Annotated in this window: 16 protein-coding genes; 10 read left to right on the top strand and 6 right to left on the bottom strand. The window is 61.2% G+C overall.

Annotated features, from left to right (window positions below; genetic code table 11):
• Positions 1-54: 54 nt before the first annotated feature.
• The gene (bcp, locus tag V9T28_RS11380; protein ID WP_116399066.1) at positions 55-528 is read right to left on the bottom strand and encodes a thioredoxin-dependent thiol peroxidase; all 474 of its coding nucleotides are present in this window, start codon (positions 526-528) and stop codon (positions 55-57) included.
• 204 nt (positions 529-732) lie between these two features.
• Here bcp and V9T28_RS11375 point away from each other — a divergent pair, with 204 nt between their 5' ends.
• Complete coding sequence (locus V9T28_RS11375) at positions 733-4,263, top strand: YhdP family protein (protein WP_147306380.1); 3,531 nt, start codon at positions 733-735, stop codon at positions 4,261-4,263.
• Positions 4,264-4,274: 11 nt separating this feature from the next.
• On the opposite strand, the gene V9T28_RS11370 is transcribed toward V9T28_RS11375, so the two are convergent.
• Positions 4,275-5,021 (bottom strand): SDR family oxidoreductase, encoded by a 747-nt coding sequence (locus V9T28_RS11370; RefSeq protein ID WP_116399064.1) that lies wholly within the window; start codon positions 5,019-5,021, stop codon positions 4,275-4,277.
• 79 nt (positions 5,022-5,100) lie between these two features.
• Positions 5,101-6,360 carry a tyrosine--tRNA ligase gene (gene tyrS / locus V9T28_RS11365; protein WP_116399063.1) on the bottom strand — a complete coding sequence of 420 codons (1,260 nt, stop codon included), beginning with the start codon at positions 6,358-6,360 and terminating at the stop codon, positions 5,101-5,103.
• Positions 6,361-6,465: 105 nt separating this feature from the next.
• On the opposite strand from tyrS, the gene V9T28_RS11360 reads away from it, so the two are divergent.
• The gene (locus tag V9T28_RS11360; protein ID WP_245423877.1) at positions 6,466-7,110 is read left to right on the top strand and encodes a YdeI/OmpD-associated family protein; all 645 of its coding nucleotides are present in this window, start codon (positions 6,466-6,468) and stop codon (positions 7,108-7,110) included.
• Between the two features lie 3 nt (positions 7,111-7,113).
• Here V9T28_RS11360 and V9T28_RS11355 read toward each other — a convergent pair whose 3' ends face one another.
• The gene (locus tag V9T28_RS11355; protein WP_245423874.1) at positions 7,114-8,031 is read right to left on the bottom strand and encodes a TauD/TfdA dioxygenase family protein; all 918 of its coding nucleotides are present in this window, start codon (positions 8,029-8,031) and stop codon (positions 7,114-7,116) included.
• Positions 8,032-8,250: 219 nt separating this feature from the next.
• On the bottom strand, positions 8,251-8,937 hold the full coding sequence (locus tag V9T28_RS11350) for an alpha/beta hydrolase (RefSeq protein ID WP_116399060.1): 687 nt from the start codon (positions 8,935-8,937) through the stop codon (positions 8,251-8,253).
• Between the two features lie 237 nt (positions 8,938-9,174).
• On the opposite strand from V9T28_RS11350, the gene V9T28_RS11345 reads away from it, so the two are divergent.
• The 8 genes from V9T28_RS11345 (at position 9,175) to sufA (ending at position 16,687) form a co-directional block, all read left to right on the top strand.
• On the top strand, positions 9,175-10,335 hold the full coding sequence (locus tag V9T28_RS11345; protein WP_116399059.1) for a cysteine desulfurase family protein: 1,161 nt from the start codon (positions 9,175-9,177) through the stop codon (positions 10,333-10,335).
• A 75-nt stretch (positions 10,336-10,410) separates the two neighbouring features.
• Complete coding sequence (gene sufB, locus V9T28_RS11340) at positions 10,411-11,880, top strand: Fe-S cluster assembly protein SufB (RefSeq protein ID WP_116399058.1); 1,470 nt, start codon at positions 10,411-10,413, stop codon at positions 11,878-11,880.
• Between the two features lie 6 nt (positions 11,881-11,886).
• Entirely contained in the window at positions 11,887-12,390 is a 504-nt protein-coding gene (locus V9T28_RS11335; protein ID WP_116399057.1) for a cupin domain-containing protein, read from the top strand.
• A 31-nt stretch (positions 12,391-12,421) separates the two neighbouring features.
• Entirely contained in the window at positions 12,422-13,171 is a 750-nt protein-coding gene (gene sufC / locus V9T28_RS11330; RefSeq protein WP_116399056.1) for a Fe-S cluster assembly ATPase SufC, read from the top strand.
• Positions 13,171-14,490 carry a Fe-S cluster assembly protein SufD gene (gene sufD, locus V9T28_RS11325; protein WP_116399055.1) on the top strand — a complete coding sequence of 440 codons (1,320 nt, stop codon included), beginning with the start codon at positions 13,171-13,173 and terminating at the stop codon, positions 14,488-14,490. The genes sufC and sufD overlap by 1 nt, the downstream gene beginning before the upstream one ends.
• 42 nt (positions 14,491-14,532) lie before the next feature.
• A complete protein-coding gene (locus V9T28_RS11320; RefSeq protein ID WP_116399054.1) occupies positions 14,533-15,768 on the top strand; it encodes a cysteine desulfurase in 1,236 nt (411 codons plus the stop codon).
• A gap of 57 nt (positions 15,769-15,825) precedes the next feature.
• On the top strand, positions 15,826-16,164 hold the full coding sequence (locus V9T28_RS11315; protein WP_116399823.1) for an SUF system Fe-S cluster assembly protein: 339 nt from the start codon (positions 15,826-15,828) through the stop codon (positions 16,162-16,164).
• A gap of 163 nt (positions 16,165-16,327) precedes the next feature.
• Entirely contained in the window at positions 16,328-16,687 is a 360-nt protein-coding gene (gene sufA, locus V9T28_RS11310; protein WP_116399822.1) for a Fe-S cluster assembly scaffold SufA, read from the top strand.
• A 162-nt stretch (positions 16,688-16,849) separates the two neighbouring features.
• Here sufA and V9T28_RS11305 read toward each other — a convergent pair whose 3' ends face one another.
• Complete coding sequence (locus tag V9T28_RS11305) at positions 16,850-17,134, bottom strand: hypothetical protein (protein WP_147306379.1); 285 nt, start codon at positions 17,132-17,134, stop codon at positions 16,850-16,852.
• Between the last annotated feature and the right edge of the window lie 306 nt (positions 17,135-17,440).

The raw sequence follows: 17,440 nt of genomic DNA, 5'->3' as shown, positions 1-17,440 counted from the left end.
GACGGCGCGAGCTTTCCGGCACCCTCACCCATCCCTGCGCCGCCGGCGCAGGGCCTACCCCAGCGCCTCGGCTGCCTGCAACACCGCCTCGGCGTGACCCTTGATCCGGACCTTGTTCCAGACCTGCGCGATCTTACCCTGCGCGTCGATCAAGAAGGTGGTGCGCTCGACGCCCATATATCGGTTGCCGAACATCACCTTCTCTTTCCAGACGCCGTAAGCCTCCAGAACCGCGCGCTGTTCGTCCGAGAGCAGGGTGAGGTCGAGCGCGTGTTTGGTCTTGAATTTGCTATGTGATTTGAGCGGATCCGGCGAGATCCCGACGATCTCCGTTTCGGCCTTTTGGAAGGCGCCCTTCAGCCGGTTGAAATCTATCGCCTCCTGGGTGCAGGTCGGCGTGTTGTCCTGCGGATAGAAATACAAAACGAGCTTCTTGCCGGCAAAATCGGCGAGCGAACGGCTGCCGCCGGCCTCGTCGGGCAAAGAAAAAGCGGGGGCCGGATCGCCGGCCGTTAATGAATGCGGCATGTGCCTTCCTTTCGTCTTATTGTCGCGGCAGAGGTATCATGTTTCGCATGATAGAGCGCCGGTTGGGCGATGCGAAATCGCCACTCTTTATGAACATGTGTTGAATGGCTTGTTTGCGCATAAATCCTTATAGTCGGCACGACTCATAGGAGGACGGCTCCGCAGGGCGTGCGACTGCAAAGTAATTACAGGACGTTTCGGCTTTTGAGCGATCGTATCGGACAAACTTGTGAGGCGCCGGAAAGGCCGCAGCAGCAGGGTGGCGGGCGGCCGGGGCCCTTTTTTGCCAGATGCGGTTTCTTTGCCCGCTGCTGCATATGGAGCGGCAGCGGCGCCATTACGATCTTGCTGATCGCCACGCTTTTCGTCGGCTCCTTCTTCTGGCGTTTGTCGCAAGGGCCGATCAGGATCGATCTCATCGGCGAAAAATTGCAGCAATCGATCGCCGAGCGGTTGGGCAGCAACTATCAGGTCGCCATCGGCAGCACGCAGATCGAAGACAGCGAACACGGCCCCGAATTGACGATTGCCGGCTTGTCGCTGCGAGATGCCGCCGGCCATCACATCGTCTCCGCGCCGAAAGCGGCGTTCGCCGTCGATCCTCTGCCTTTGCTGATCGGCAAGGTGGTGCTGAAGCGGATCGACCTTGAAGGCGTGGATCTGCATCTCGTTCTTCTGCCCGATCACACGATGGCGGTGGCGGCGGGCGCCGATCCGGCCGATGCGGCGCCGCTCAACCAATTGCTCGGCCAGCAGCCGGCCTCGCTGGCAGATGGCTCGGTCCCGGCGCCGGCCGGCGCGACCAATCTTCTCTCGACGAAGCAGATCGCCAACCAATTGGCCGCGATATTCGCCGCTGCATCCGACCCGAACGGCCCGCTTGGCACGTTGAAGCGTCTGGGTGTGAGCGATTCGCGTCTCGTCATCGACGATCGCATCGCGAACCGCACCGCGACCTTCAATGCCGTCGATATCGCCTTCGACCGCGCGTATTCCGGCTCGACGGCCTTGTCGGTTGCCGCGGATGGCGCCAATGGCCGCTGGTCGTTTGATATCGACATGCAGACCAAGTCTGGCGATGAAAAAGCGCTCGATATCGCGACGCAAAATCTGTCGCTCGACGACATTAGGCTAGCGGCCGGCCTCGGCCAGATCGGCATCGATTTCGACATGCCTATCGCCGCCAAAATGCACCTGCGCCTGGCCAAGGACGGTTCGCTCGCCAGTGCCGATGGGGACTATTCTCTCGGCTCGGGCTATTTTCTTGTGAACGACCCGGATTTCGAACCGGTCCTTGTAGACCGATTTTCCGGACGGCTTCATTGGAATAAGGAGCAGGAACGGATCGATCTCGACCAGGCGCGGTTCCTTGCCAACGGCACCGATTTTATCCTGACCGGCTTCGTCCAGCCGCCCCAGAACGGCACCGCGCCTTGGAGCTTTGCGGTCGAGAGCCGAGATGCGACGATCTCGGCCGAGCGGCCGGGTGAAAAGCCGATCGCAGTCTCGAAGCTCGAGTTCACCGGCTCGTTCTTGCCGCAGGATTTGCGCTTGACCATCAACCGTTTCATCGCCAGCGGGCCGGAGGTCTCGGTGGCGGTCGCAGGCGACGTGCAGGTGACGAATCTTGGCGTCAAGATGCGGTTCGGCATGAATCTCGGCACCATGCCGGCAAAGGTGGTTGTGCGCCTTTGGCCAGCGATGGTCGTGCCGAAAGTCCGCGATTGGTTCCTGATCAACGTGCTCGACGGCAGGCTCGAGCATGGTTCCATGCAGCTCGATTATGACGAGAAAGCGGTCGCGCTGGTCCGGTCGGACCATCCGCCGCCGGACGATGCGTTCCACATGGATTTCACCTTGAGCGATGCGACGATCATCGCTGCCCGCGGCTTGCCGCCGCTCACCGGGCTCAACGGCGTCGGCAAGCTCACCGGCCATACCGCGACTTTCGACGCGTCCAAGGGCCTCATGGATCTGGGGCAGGGGCGCAAATTGTCGGTGCTTGACGGCACGTTCTTCGTGCCGGACGGCGGCGTGAAGCCGCACCCGCCGGCCACCGTGACCGCCCATGTGACGGGCAGCGCCGATTCGCTCGCCGACCTTCTGATGCGCGATACGGTGAAGAATTTCGCCAACCTGAATTTCGACCCGGCGGCGGTCAAGGGGCAAGTCGACGGCCACCTCGTGCTCGATTTCAAATTGGGCACGCCGCCTGGCGAAGAGCAGCTGACGCCGCGGGCCACGGCGACGTTGACGAATCTGTCGGTCGACAAGTTGCTCGGCGACGAAAAGCTCGAAGCGGCAACGCTTGCCGTCAGTCTCGACCAGAGCGGCATTGCGGCGGAAGGCGACGGCAAGCTCTTCGGCGTGCCGGCCGGCATCGATCTGCACCGGCCGCTGAATGGCGCCGGCGATGCCGTGTTTGCTTTCGTCTTGGACGACGCCGCGCGGGCAAAGCGCGGCTTCACGCTCGGTTCAGGCGTGAGCGGGCCGATTGGCGTCAAGATGTCGGCGCAGGTGGGCGGCAAGACCGCCGACCAAAAGGCGCAAGTCGATCTCGATTTGTCGCGCACCAATATCGACAATCCGATTCCAGGTCTGGTGAAGCCGGCCAATCGTGCCGCCAAGGCCAGCGCGGTTGTCTCGCAAAAGGGCGATCATGTGTTGCTCGACCAGATCGTCTTCGACGTCGGTACGGCCTCGTTCCGCGGTTCGGCGGAACTGACGAACGACGGCGGCCTGATCGGTGCGAAATTCACGCAGGCGCGACTGTCGCCGGGCGATGACATGAAGCTCGATATTGCCGGCGGTGATACGCTGAAGATCACCGCGCGCGGCAATGCCCTCGATGTGCGGCCGTTTCTGCAAAGCCTGACCAATTACGGCAATAAGCCGCGGTCGGACCAGACGGGCCGGCCCATCGATATCGATCTGAAGACGACCTTGCTGACCGGATATAATTCGCAAGTTCTGTCGAATGCCGAAATGAAGGCGTCGCTGCAGTCTGCCGTCATTCGCGATCTGCAACTGAAAGGCAAGTTCGGCCGCGACACTCTTTACGCGCGGATTGCGAAGGGTGAGGCCGTCCCCGTCCTCTCGATCACAAGCGAGGACGCCGGCTCGCTGCTCTCCTTCCTCGACTATTATCGCCATATGGAGGGCGGCCATCTCGATGTGGAATTGCGCATGAGCGATGCGCGGTTCGATGGGTCGGTCCTGATCAAGGATTTCAATCTGCGCGACGAACCGGCGATGCGCCGCTTGGTGAGCGAAGGCGTCACCGGCGCGGGGGACGAGCAAAACCTCAATCAAGCGCCGAAGATCAATGCCTCATTGGTGCCGTTTACGAAATTGAACGTGAATATTTCGCGCGCCAATGGGCGGATCGATTTGCGCGACGGCGTGATGTGGGGGCCGCAGATCGGTGCGACCGTGGACGGCTATGTCGATTTTGCCCAGAACAAGGTGAATCTAGGCGGCACGTTCGTGCCCGCCTATGCGGTCAACAACATGTTCGCGAAAGTGCCCGTGGTCGGTATGATTCTGGGCGGCAGCTCGCATGAAGGTCTGTTCGGCGTGAACTACACGGTCAGCGGTTCGGCGAACGCGCCGGTGCTGTCGTTCAATCCGCTCTCCGCCATCGCGCCGGGCTTCCTGCGCAAGATTTTCGGCGTGGTCGACGGCTCGGGCACCACGAGTTCGATCGCGCCGCCGGGGGAAATTCCGGAGCAATAATCAGCTCTTGCCTATCTGCCGCCGGTGACGTCGAGCACGGCTCCGGTCACATAGCTCGCGTCGTCGCTCAGCAGCCAAATTGCGGCCGCCGCGACTTCCTCCGCCTGGCCAGGCCGCCCGAGCGGCACCGTTGGGCCCAGCGCGAAAGCGCGGTCGGGCTGGCCGCCGCTCGCATGAATCTCGGTGTCGATCAGCCCCGGCCGGATCGCGTTCACACGCACGCCTTCGGGACCGAGTTCCTTGGCGAGACCGATGGTCATCGTGTCCATCGCCCCTTTTGTGGCGGCGTAATCGACATATTCGCCTGGTGAGCCGAGCCGCGCGGCCGCGGAAGACATGACGACGATCGCGCCGCCTTTGCCGTTGCGTTTGGTGGAGAGGGCACGCGCGGCCTCGCGTGCCGTCAGGAGCGCGCCAAGCACATTGATATTGATCATGGTCTGCAGCCGCTCGAAGCTCATGTCGGCGACCTGCGCGCCCGGTGCGACGATGCCGGCATTGATGATGACGCCATCGATGGCGCCGAAGGCTGCACGCGCGACGGCAAAAAGCGCCTGCGTCTCGGCCTCGTTCGAGACATCGCCCTGAATGCCGATTGCTTTCCCGCCGAGCGCCTCGATCTCCGCGACGAGCGCATCCGCCGCCGGCTTGTTGCTGCGGTAGTTGAAAGCCACGGACCAGCCGCGTTTCGCCGCCAGCACTGCGCAGGCGCGGCCGATGCCGCGGCCGCCGCCCGTGATAATGATGGTTTTGCTCATCCTTGCCTCGCCTGTTGCGCGACAAGTCTAACGATCAGGGCCGCGGTGTCATCGCGCGCGGATGAGCGTCTGCCATGCGTTACACCGGCCGCAGCAACACATGCTTCTTCTTACCGAGCGACAGTTTGACGAACCCGTCCGCCGAGAGGTCGGACGCGTGCAACTCCGCGCGCTCGTCCGTGACCGGTTGATCGTTGACGCGCAGGCCGCCGCTTTTGACTTGTCGGCGCGCTTCGCCGTTGGAGGCGACGAGGCCGGCCAGCACGAAGGCGCCGAGCACGCCGAGTCCGGGCTCGAATTCAGCGCGCGGCACATCGACGGTGGGCAGGCTGGCAGTCGTCACCCCTTCTTCAAACGTCTTGCGGGCGGTTTCCGCCGCTTGTTCCGCCGCCGCACGACCATGTACCAAAGCCGTCGCTTCGGTCGCGAGGATTTTCTTGGCGTCGTTGATTTCGGAGCCGCCGAGCGCGGCGAGACGGGCGATCTCGTCGAGCGGCAAGGTGGTGAAGAGTTTCAGGAAGCGGCCGACGTCGGCATCCTCCGCGTTGCGCCAATATTGCCAGTAATCATAGACCGGCAGCATATCGGCATTCAGCCAGACTGCGCCCGCCGCGGTCTTGCCCATTTTGGCACCTGAGGCGGTGGTCAAGAGGGGCGTGGTCAGCGCATAGAGCTGCGGCGTGCCCATGCGGCGGCCAAGATCGATGCCGTTGACGATATTGCCCCATTGATCGGAGCCGCCCATCTGCAGGGTGCAGCCGTAGCGACGGTTCAGCTCGACGAAATCATAGGCCTGCAGGATCATGTAGTTGAATTCGATGAAGCTCATTTCCTGGTCGCGCTCGAGCCGCAGCTTGACCGAATCCATGGCGAGCATGCGGTTGACCGAGAAATGGCGGCCGATATCGCGCAGCATTTCGATCCAGTTGAGCGCCGTGAGCCATTCGGCGTTGTCCGGCATCACGGCACCATGTTTGCCGGCGCCGAAGGTCAGGAATTTCGAGAAGACCTGGCGGATGCCCTCCTTGTTGCTCTCGATGTCCTCGATCGAGAGCAATTTGCGGGTCTCGTCCTTGCCGGAGGGGTCGCCGACACGGGTCGTGCCGCCGCCCATCAGCGGGATCGGCTTGCCGCCGGTTTTTTGCAGCCAGTAGAGCAGCATGATCTGCACGAGCGAACCGATGTGCAATGACTTCGCTGTGCAATCGAAGCCGATATAAGCAACGAGATCCCCCGAACGCGCCTTCTCATCCAGTCCCGCGAGGTCGGAACATTGATGGATGAAGCCGCGCGCGGACAGCGTCTGGAGGAAATCGGATTTCGGCGTAAACTCGGACATTTTTTCAAACCTCTGCAAGGCGCTGAGGTTTAGGAGGAAGTCCGCGAGAAGGCAAGTTTTCGAACGGATTCTTCTCCTCATCACATGCAGATAAGAGGATCAGACGTGACAACAGGCAAGTACGCTGCCGGGCCTAAGCAGGACCCCTGCTTGAAGGCCGGTCTTCCCATTCTGTCTTTTGCGACCGCCGCCGCGTGGGAAGCATGGCTCGCCGCGCAGCCGCGTGACTGCAACGGGCTTTGGCTGAAATTCGCGAAAAAAGGTGCGCCAATTCCGACCATCGCCAAACAGGAAGCGATCGACGGCGCCCTCTGTCATGGTTGGATCGACGGGCAGCTCGATAAATTCGACGCGCATTATTGGCTGGTCCGTTTCACGCCGCGCATAGCTAAGAGCAAATGGTCGGCGATCAACCGCGCGCGGGCGCTGGAGCTGATCGCGGCCGGCCGTATGCAGCCGGCGGGCCTGCGCGAGATCCAGGCTGCGCAGCAGGATGGACGTTGGGAGAACGCCTATGACTCATGGAGCACCGCCAGCGTGCCAGACGATTTACAAACAGCGCTCGATGTGAATACCGCTGCGCTGCAATTGTTTCGCGAACTCGACAGCCGCAACCGCTACGCCATTCTGTACCGCATTCACAATGCCAAGAAGCCGGAAACGCGCGTACGGAAGATCGCCGATTATGTCGCCATGCTCGCGCGCGGCGAGACGATCTATCCGCGCACGCGCAAGTCCGGTAAGGCTTGACTTTTAAGCTGCGCGCGCCTGCGGGTTGCGCACAATCGTCTTGCGGTTGACGCTGCGGCGGCCGTCGACACTCACCGGTATGTCGCCGGCCAAGGTGGTGCGGCGCACGACGCGTTTGGCTTGGCCGTAATCGTTGACGGCGTAATGTTGCGTCGCGCGATTGTCCCAGATCGCCACATCGCCCTCTTGCCAGTGCCAGCGCACGACATTTTCCGGCCGCGTTATATGCGATTGCAGCAGTTGGAACAAAAGCTCCGCATCGTTGCGCGAATGGCCGACGAAGCCTTGCGCGAAGGAGCCAAGCACAAGTGAGCGCTCGCCCGTTTCGGGGTGGACGCGAACAACCGGATGTTCGGTTTCATAGACGGTCGACGTGAACACCTCGTCGTGATGGCGTTTGTCTTCCTCGCTCGCATTGGGACGCCGGGCAGCATAGTCATGGGCGTTACTGTGGACCGCCCAAAGCTGTTCGGCGGCCGCCTTCAGAGCGGGGGACAATCCCTCGTAGGCGGCGACCGTGTTCGCCCAGATCGTGTCGCCGCCGAATTGGGGAATGACGACGCCGCGCAGGATCGAAATTTTTGGGTAGGCCTCGACGAAGGTCACGTCCGTGTGCCAGGCATCCGCCCGACCGCCCCCCTTGGAGGAATCGAGCTCCAGAATGCCGGCCGTGCCCGTCCGCGCATTCTGGGTCGGATGGGGGACCAACTCGCCGAAGCGGGCGCCAAACCGTTCCTGCTCGGCGTCGGTCAAATGCTGCTGGCCGCGGAAGAAAATCACCTTATGCCGCAGCAACGCGGCTTGGATCGCAGAGATGTGCGCGTCGGGCAGGTCGCCGGCCAGGCGAATGCCGCGGATTTCCGCGCCGACGCGGGCGGTCAAGCGGTGGATTTGAAAGCTGTGGGAGGAAGAATCGGTCATCGCGCCTGTCTCCATGTGTTCGCCGAGCGGATCGGCAGCCTGAGGAGCGTAGCAGGGGATTTTATAAAGTCTATTATTTTTATATAATTTATATAAATATAAAGCGAGCTAAAAGAGCATGCAGCGCCGCACCCTGGCCAAGGGGTTGCAACGCGACGGTTATGTGTTCAGCCCTCAGAATATAGGTAGACGATGCGGCGTGCCTTGCGTCGCCACCGTTTAGTTCCGCGCGATGCTGCGCTTGGTCGCCACCGCGATCTTGGCCGGTTGGCCGAGGCGCTTGTCGAGATAGGCGCCGACCTCGCCGATCAGCTCGTCGACGCTGTTCTCGAAGAAATGGTTGGCGCCGGGGATGACCGCGTGTTCGATCACGATGCCCTTCTGGGTCTTCAGCTTCTCGATCAGGCCCATCACTTCCTTGATCGGCGCGACGCGATCCTGATCGCCATGGACGAACAAGCCCGAGGACGGGCAGGGGGCGAGGAACGAGAAATCGAACCGATTGGCCGGCGGCGCAATCGAGATGAAGCCTTCGATCTCGGGGCGGCGCATCAGCAATTGCATGCCGATCCACGAGCCGAAAGACACGCCGGCGATCCAGCAGGCGCGCGCCTCGGGGTTGATTGCCTGGGCCCAGTCGAGGGCAGCCGCGGCATCCGACAATTCGCCGGCGCCATGGTCGAACGCACCCTGGCTGCGGCCGACGCCGCGGAAATTGAAGCGCAGCACCGAGAAGCCGCGCTCGGCGAAGGCGTAATACATATTGTAGACGATCTGGTTGTTCATCGTCCCGCCGAATTGCGGATGCGGGTGCAGAATGATCGCCAACGGAGCGCCGCGCTGCTTGGCAGGGTGGAAACGGCCCTCAAGGCGTCCCGCAGGGCCAGTAAAGATCACTTCAGGCATCGTCACTCCAATTCGATCGCAAATCACGGCGCGACCCTTGACGCGAGGTCGGCACCGGCCCAAAATACACTTAGAATAATTCTAACAGGTTAGAAGAATTCTAAACTGGAAAAATCTCCTCCGCACCGCGAGCGTAACGCCCGCCCAGTCTGCGGGCTGGAGAGGCTTCTAACACATTTCACCGCGTAAAAGGCAAGCATCTTGTGGGCCTGGACGCGAATTCGGGACGATTGACGCATGGCTGCGAGCCGGCTCTATCTGGATAATAATGCGACCACGCCGCTGCGCCTATCGGTGCGCGCGGCGATGCTGGCCGCATTCGATCTGGTCGGCAACGCGTCGTCCATTCATTCGGAAGGCCGTGCCGCCCGCGCCTTGATCGAAGAGGCGCGCCGGAATGTGGCTGCGCTCACCGGCGCCAAGGCGAAGAATGTCATCTTCACCTCGGGTGGAACCGAAGCTGCCAATCTGGCCCTGACGCCGCATGTTCATGTCGCCGACGAGCGCCGTCCGTTTGCGCGGTTGCTGGTTTCGGCCACGGAACACCCATGCGTGCTGAGCGGCTATCGTTTCGCCTCCGATCAAGTTACGCTGCTGCCGGTAACGTCGTCCGGCGTGATCGATCTGCATGCTTTGGACCATGCGCTCGCGGCTGGGGAGCGCTGCACCGTCGCCGTGCAGGCCGCCAATAATGAGACCGGCGTCCTGCAACCGATCCGCGCCATTGCCGATAAGGTGCATGCGCGCGGCAGCGTGCTGATCTGCGATGCGGTGCAGGCGGCGGGTAAGGTCAGATTGGACATGGACGAGCTTGGCGCTGACATGCTGTTGCTGTCGGCCCATAAATTTGGCGGCCCGAAAGGGGCCGGCGCCTTGGTCCTCGGTTCGGATCGTCTCCACATCGCCGATCCGCTACTCAAGGGCGGGGGACAGGAGCGGGGCTTTCGCGCCGGGACCGAGAATGTCGCGGCGATCGCGGGCTTTGGCCAGGCGGCGCAAGATGCGACCGGTTGGGCCGTGGAAGCCGCGTGTCTGAAGGATTTGCGCGACGGGCTCGAAGTGGCCGTGCGGCATGGCGCACCGGATATGGTGGTTTTTGGTCGCGATGCGGATCGTTTGCCCAACACGCTCAATTTCGCCGTTCCGGGCGTCCCTGCGGAAACGCTCCTGATGGCGCTCGATCTTGACGGCATTGCCGCATCCTCCGGGTCGGCGTGTTCGTCCGGCAAGTTGAAATCCTCGCATGTGCTCGCCGCCATGCAGGTTCCCGCCGAGCTGGCGAGCGGCGCGATAAGGCTCAGCCTCGGCTGGGCCTCAACGTGGCAGGATGTGGAAGAGTTCGAAAATCGGTTTGCCGGGGTTGCCGGCAAGCTCAGGAAGGTTAAATCAGCAGCTTGAATTCCCTGTCGGATTGAGCTGTTTGGCAATCAAACACCAGCGGCCCGTAAGACCGTATGGTTGAAGGAGAAGAATATGGCAGCCGTTCAAGAGACGGTCGAACAGGTTAAGGCCATCGACGTTAGTGAGTACAAGTACGGTTTCATCACCGAGATCGCTTCGGACAAAGCCCCGAAAGGCTTGAACGAGGATATCGTCCGCTTCATCTCGGCCAAGAAGAACGAGCCGGCTTGGCTGACCGAATGGCGCCTCGATGCCTATCGCCGTTGGCTCACGATGACCGAGCCGACGTGGGCGCGTGTCGAATATCCCAAGATCGATTTTGACGATCTCTACTATTATTCTGCGCCAAAGAGTGCGCCGGGTCCAAAGTCGTTGGATGACGTCGATCCGGAATTGCTGCGCACGTATGAGAAGCTCGGGATTCCTTTGCGCGAGCAGGAAATTCTCGCCGGTGTCCAAGACCGCCGCGTGGCCGTCGACGCTGTGTTTGACTCGGTGTCCGTCGTCACGACCTTCAAAGAAGAGCTGGCGAAGGCTGGCGTGATCTTCTGCCCCATTTCGGAAGCGGTGCACACCCATCCTGAACTCGTGAAGAAATACCTCGGCTCGGTCGTGCCGGTGACCGACAATTTCTATGCGACGTTGAACTCAGCGGTGTTCTCAGACGGCTCGTTCGTTTACGTGCCGCCAGGCGTTCGCTGCCCGATGGAATTGTCGACCTACTTCCGCATTAATGAGCAGAATACCGGCCAGTTCGAGCGCACGCTGATCATCGCCGACAAGGGCGCCTACGTCAGCTATCTCGAAGGCTGCACCGCGCCCAAGCGCGATGAAAACCAGTTGCATGCGGCGGTGGTGGAGCTGATCGCGCATGAGGATGCCGAGATCAAATATTCGACCGTGCAGAACTGGTATCCGGGCGATGCCGAGGGCAAGGGCGGCATCTACAATTTCGTGACCAAGCGCGGCGATTGCCGCGGCGACCGGGCGAAGATTTCCTGGACCCAGGTTGAGACGGGTTCGGCGATCACGTGGAAATATCCGTCCTGCATCCTGCGCGGCAATGAATCGCGCGGCGAATTCTATTCGATCGCGATTTCCAACGGCCGCCAGCAGGTCGACAGCGGCACCAAGATGATCCACTTGGGTAAGAACACCACGAGCCGCATCATCTCGAAAGGCATTTCGGCCGGCCATTCGCAAAACACCTATCGCGGCCAGGTCTCGGCGCATCGCAAGGCGACGGGCGCGCGCAATTTCACCAATTGCGACTCGTTGCTGATCGGCGAGCATTGCGGCGCGCATACGGTGCCCTACATGGAGGCCAAGAATTCCTCGGCGCAGTTCGAGCACGAAGCGACGACGAGCAAGATCTCGGAAGATCAATTGTTCTATTGCCTGCAGCGCGGCCTCGATCCGGAAGAGGCGGTGGCGCTCATCGTCAACGGCTTCGTGCGCGACGTGCTGCAGCAATTGCCGATGGAATTTGCTGTGGAAGCACAAAAGCTGATCGCGATCTCGCTGGAAGGCAGCGTGGGATAATCCGGTATGAGCGAGACGGAAAAGCCTATCGTCAACCTTGCGAATGTCCCGCTGCACGCGCTGAGCCATGGCGAGAAATTTGCCGTGCAACTTGGTCGCATCGGTCCGCTGATCGGTGCCAAGAAGCTCGGCTGCTCGCTGCATATCGTGCCACCTGGCAAGATAGCGTTTCCATTTCATGCGCATCACGTGAACGAGGAAATGTTTCTGGTGTTGCAGGGTAATGGCACTTACCGCTGCGGCACAGAGACTTTCGCCATCTGCGAGGGCGATGTGATCGCCGCGCCGCCGGGCGATGGCTCGTGCGCGCATCAGATCATCAACAGCGGTAGCGAAAACATGCGCTATCTTGCCTTTTCGACGCGGCTGGATCCGGAAGTCGTCGAATATCCCGACTCCAACAAATTCGCGGTGAGCTCCATGGTTCCGGAAAACGAAGGACCATGGGCGGCGCGCGTCCGCCATATCGGACGGCCCGGCACCTCGCTCGATTATTGGGACGGCGAATAGGCCCTCCCCACCATTTCATAAGGATTGAAAAATGCTTGAAGTTAAGAATCTGCATGTGGAAATTGAGGGCAAGAAGATCCTCGACGGATTGAACTTGACCGTTAAGACTGGCGAGGTCGCCGCGATCATGGGCCCGAACGGCTCGGGTAAATCGACTCTGTCCTATGTCATCGCCGGCCGCGATGATTACGAGGTCACGGATGGCGAGATCTGGCTGAACGGCGAGAATATCCTGGAGCTCGAGCCGCATGAGCGTGCCGCCAAGGGGCTGTTCCTGGCGTTCCAATATCCGCTCGAAATTCCCGGCGTCGCGACCATGACGTTTTTGAAGGCGGCAATCAACGCCCAGCGCAAGCAGCGTGGCGAGGAAGAGATTTCCGGTCCAGATTTCCTGCGTCAGGTGCGCGCGGCCGCCGCCAAGCTCGGCATCGACCAGGAGATGCTGAAGCGTGCGCTCAATGTCGGCTTTTCGGGCGGCGAGAAGAAGCGCATGGAAATCCTGCAGATGGAATTGCTGCGCCCGAGCTGCGCCATTCTGGACGAGACGGATTCAGGCCTCGACATCGATGCGCTGCGCATCGTGGCCGAAGGCGTGAATTCGCTGCGGGCGAAGGACCGCAGCTTCCTCGTCATCACCCATTATCAGCGCCTGCTCGACCATATCGTGCCCGATACGGTGCATGTGATGGCGAAGGGCCGGATCGTGCGGAGCGGCGGCGCCGAACTCGCGCTCGAGCTTGAGAAAAACGGCTATCGCGACTATGTCGGCGAGGCCGCCTGATGAGCGCGCAAATCCATGTGATGAAAACGCCGGCCGAGACGGCGCTGAGCGCGGAATACGCGCGGGTGAAGACCAGCCTGCCGGGCGACGAATCTGTCGCCAAGCTGCGCGATGCGGCTTTCGGCCAATTCGAAAAGGCTGGGTTGCCGCACCGCCGCGTAGAAGCCTGGCATTACACCGACCTGCGCAGCATGCTGCGCGACGTGATGCCGGTCTCGGCCGCGCCGTTGAACGCCTATGTCGCGAGCCTCGCGAAGCATCCGGCGTTCACGAAGAAGGCGCATGACGACATCCGATTGTTTCTGGTCGATGGTGTGTTCGCGCCGGAGATTTCGGATCTCGCGTCGTTGCCGAAAGGCGTTCTGGTGCGGGCACAACAGGGCTGGAAGCTCGCGGCGGGCGACCTTGGCGCAAACGATTCCGTCGTCGCGCTCAACACCGCCTTCATGCAGGGCGGCGTCGAAGTGGTGGTGGAAGACGGGGCGCAGATAGCGGCGCCGCTGCACATCATCACGATCCTGTCGGACGGGGCCCGGCAATCGACCTTTTCGCGCTCCAGCGTGAGCGTCGGCAAGGGCGCGCGCGTCACGATCATCGAGAACCATCATGCATCGCGCGCCTCCGCGCATCAATTGAACGCCGCGATGTCGTTCCAGATCGGCGACAATGCAGAGGTCGAGCACGTCTGCCGTCTGGCGCATGACAATGTCGATGCGGTCGATTTGACGAGCCTGTTCGTCGAAGTTGGCGCGCATGCCTCGTTCGACACATTCGGGTTCGTCGATGCCGGCGGCCTGATCCGGCGCCAATTCTTTCTGCGCTTTGCCGGCGAACATTCGAAAGCCGCGATTCGCGGCGTCGGATTGCTGAACGGCAAGCAGCATGTGGACACGACCTTGGTGGTCGATCACGTGGCACCCCATTGCGAAAGCCGCGAATTGTTCCGCCATATCGTCGATGAGGAAGCGACCGGCGTCTTCCAGGGCAAGATCATCGTGCGGCCCGGTGCGCAGAAGACCGATGGCGTCATGAAGAGCCAGGCCTTGCTGCTGTCGGAAGCCTCGATCATGAACAACAAGCCCGAGCTTGAGATCTTTGCCGACGACGTGATCTGCGGCCATGGCGCAACCGTCGGGCAATTGGATGAAGACCAGCTCTTCTATCTGATGGCGCGCGGATTGCCGAAGCCCGAAGCCGAGGCGCTTTTGCTGGAAGCTTTTGCCGACGAGGTGATCGAAATGATCGCGCATGAACCGTCGCAGGAAGATCTGAAGCGTCAGGTGAAATTGTGGCTCGGCGCGCGGGCGCGCGCGGAGTGAGGCACTAAGGCGCGCCTTGAACGCGCTGATCGTGAGAGCACCATGAACCAAATTGTCAAACCCTATGATGTTGCCGCCATCCGCCGGGATTTTCCGATCCTGGCGAAGGAAGTGTACGGCAAGCCGCTCGTCTATCTCGACAATGCCGCGTCGGCGCAGAAGCCGCGCGCCGTGATCGAGCGTCTGACCCACGCTTACGAGCATGAATATGCCAATGTGCATCGCGGGTTGCATTATCTCGCCAATGCGGCGACGGAAGCGTTCGAAGTCGCGCGCGAGTCGGTGCGCCGCTTCTTGAACGCGGCCTCGGTCAACGACATCGTGTTCACGCGCAATGCGACTGAGGCGATCAATCTCGTTGCGTCGTCCTTCGGGCTCGATCACATCAAGGAGGGCGACGAAATCGTTCTCTCGGTGATGGAGCATCATTCCAACATCGTGCCCTGGCATTTTCACCGCGAGCGCAAAGGCGCGGTGCTGAAATGGGTCGATGTGGACGATGACGGCAATTTTTCGCTCGAAGCCTTCGAGGCGGCGCTGAGCGAGAGGACGAAGATCGTTGCCATTACGCACATGTCGAACGTGCTCGGCACCGTGACGCCGATCAAGGACATTGTCCGCATCGCCCATGCGCGCGGCATTCCGGTGCTGGTCGACGGGTCGCAGGGCGCGGTGCATCTCAATGTCGACGTGCGCGATCTCGACGTCGATTTCTACGTCTTCACCGGCCACAAGGTTTATGGCCCGACCGGCATCGGCGTGCTGTATGGCAAGCAGGAATGGCTCGAGCGATTGCCGCCCTTCAACGGCGGCGGCGAGATGATCGAGACGGTGACGCGAGAGACGATCATCTACAACCAGCCGCCGCACCGGTTCGAAGCCGGCACGCCGCCGATCGTCCAGGCGATCGGCCTTGGCGCCGCCGTCGATTATATGGAGGCGATCGGCCGCGAGCGGATCCGGGCGCATGAGGAGGCTTTGGCGGCCTATGCGATGGAGCGGCTCGGTCGCATCAATTCCCTGCGGATTTTCGGCCGGGCCAAGGGCAAGGGCGCCATCATCGCCTTCGAAATGCGCGGCGCCCATGCCCATGATGTCGCGACCGTCATCGATCGCTATGGCGTCGCGGTGCGGGCCGGCACCCATTGCGCCCAGCCGCTGCTGAGCCGCTTCGGCGTCACCAGCACGTGCCGTGCCTCATTTGCGCTCTATAATACGATGGAAGAAGTCGATAAACTTGCCGAGGCCTTGGCCAAGGCCGAGAGCATGTTCAGTTAGGAGCGGTAGGTGACCACTACGACCGAAACGGAAAGTTTCCAGCCCAACAAGCCGGATCTGGCGCTTGGGCGGGCGCTTGCGCCTGAGGAGCTTGACCGCCTGACCGACGATCTGATCGCCGCGCTGAAGACCGTCTATGATCCGGAAATTCCGGCCGACATCTATGAGCTTGGGCTGATCTACAAAATCGACGTGTCCGATGAGCGTTTCGTCACTGTCGAGATGACGCTGACGGCGCCTGGCTGCCCGGTCGCCGGCGAAATGCCGGGCTGGGTCGAGACCGCGGTGCTGGCCGTGCCGGGCGTCTCCGGAGCCCAAGTCAACATGGTTTTCGATCCGCCGTGGGATCAGAGTCGGATGTCGGATGAGGCGCGGGTTGCGCTGGATATGTGGTGAGGCTTGGACCGCGGGCGTCTCGCCCGCATGGGACCGGGACGGTCGCGGTCCCAGCCTCTTCCAAATCAATTTTTCGTCGCTACATTAGGGGTAGACTCATCGCCAGGCCTTGAACCTGGATGATGCGGAGGTTTTTATGGGTTTGAAATCACGATTCAAGGTTATGTCACTGACCGACGCGGCTGCGGAGCGGGTCAAGGAGATCATGGCCGCCAAACAAGAACCGGTCGCGGGCCTGCGCATCGGGGTCAAGAACGGCGGCTGCGCCGGCATGTCCTATACGATGGAATTCGCGCAGCAAGCCGCGCCGCTCGATGAGGTGATCGAGGACAAGGGTGTCAAGGTGCTGATCGACCCAAAGGCCGTGCTGTTCCTGCTCGGCACCGAAATGGATTTTAAGACCGATAAATTGTCGTCAGGCTTCGTCTTCAACAATCCGAACCAGACCTCGGCCTGCGGTTGCGGTGAGTCGGTTGCGATCACGCCGGCGAAGGCGGAAGAGGTGGCTGGCGCGCCGCATTGATTTGACCTTCGGTTGCGGGGCGACGAAAGCTAGAACGAGGTTCCTCAAAATGCCTTTGAGCCAACTTAGCGAGCTCCGTAACGATCCAGGAGGCGCCGGTTAAGCGCCCTCACGATCTACGGTTGTATCGGTGGAAATGAAGGGCGCTGGCCCGCCACGGCCTCAGTTAAAGAGCACGCCGGACTGCAAGTCGCTTATGACCAGGTACGCAACGGGTCCGCCAATGGCAATGAGTGCGAGCACCTTGCCTCCCGAAGGTTTGCTCACGAAATATTCCAGGAGAATTGAAGCCGACAACATCAATCCCCCGACACACACGAGGGATGCGAACAATATGCGCGCGAACCAAGGATTAAACGGTTGGTGCGTGAGGATCGAAAGAGCGCCCGTGATGCAAACGGAAATGACGGCCATCAACGCGACAAGGAACACGGTCGTCCTGAGCATCTTGCCCCCGCTTCGGCTAAGGTCGCGGATAATTTGCCACTGCTCCCGGAAGCGTAAGCCGCTGAGGCGCAGCCAACACGCCCCCTGCCGGACCCATCGCCCCAGTAGCCGTATGACGATAACCATCCACCCAAGCGGCCCCCAGTAGGGTCAGCCAAAGGGCCAAGCCGAAGGCGATGATTGCCGCTCTACCTTGCCAAGGACTGGGCGAAAGCATGTGTCTGCTCGTGGCCATCTTATTGTCCCCCACAAAAGATGATCCCAAGCGAACTTTGTACGCCCTGGTCATGCTCGGAATCCATTTAT

Source organism: Methylovirgula sp. 4M-Z18, assembly GCF_037890675.1.
GTDB lineage: Bacteria > Pseudomonadota > Alphaproteobacteria > Rhizobiales > Beijerinckiaceae > 4M-Z18.
Note: the sequence above shows the minus strand (reverse complement) of the source record. Positions and strands in the feature narration are given on the sequence as shown.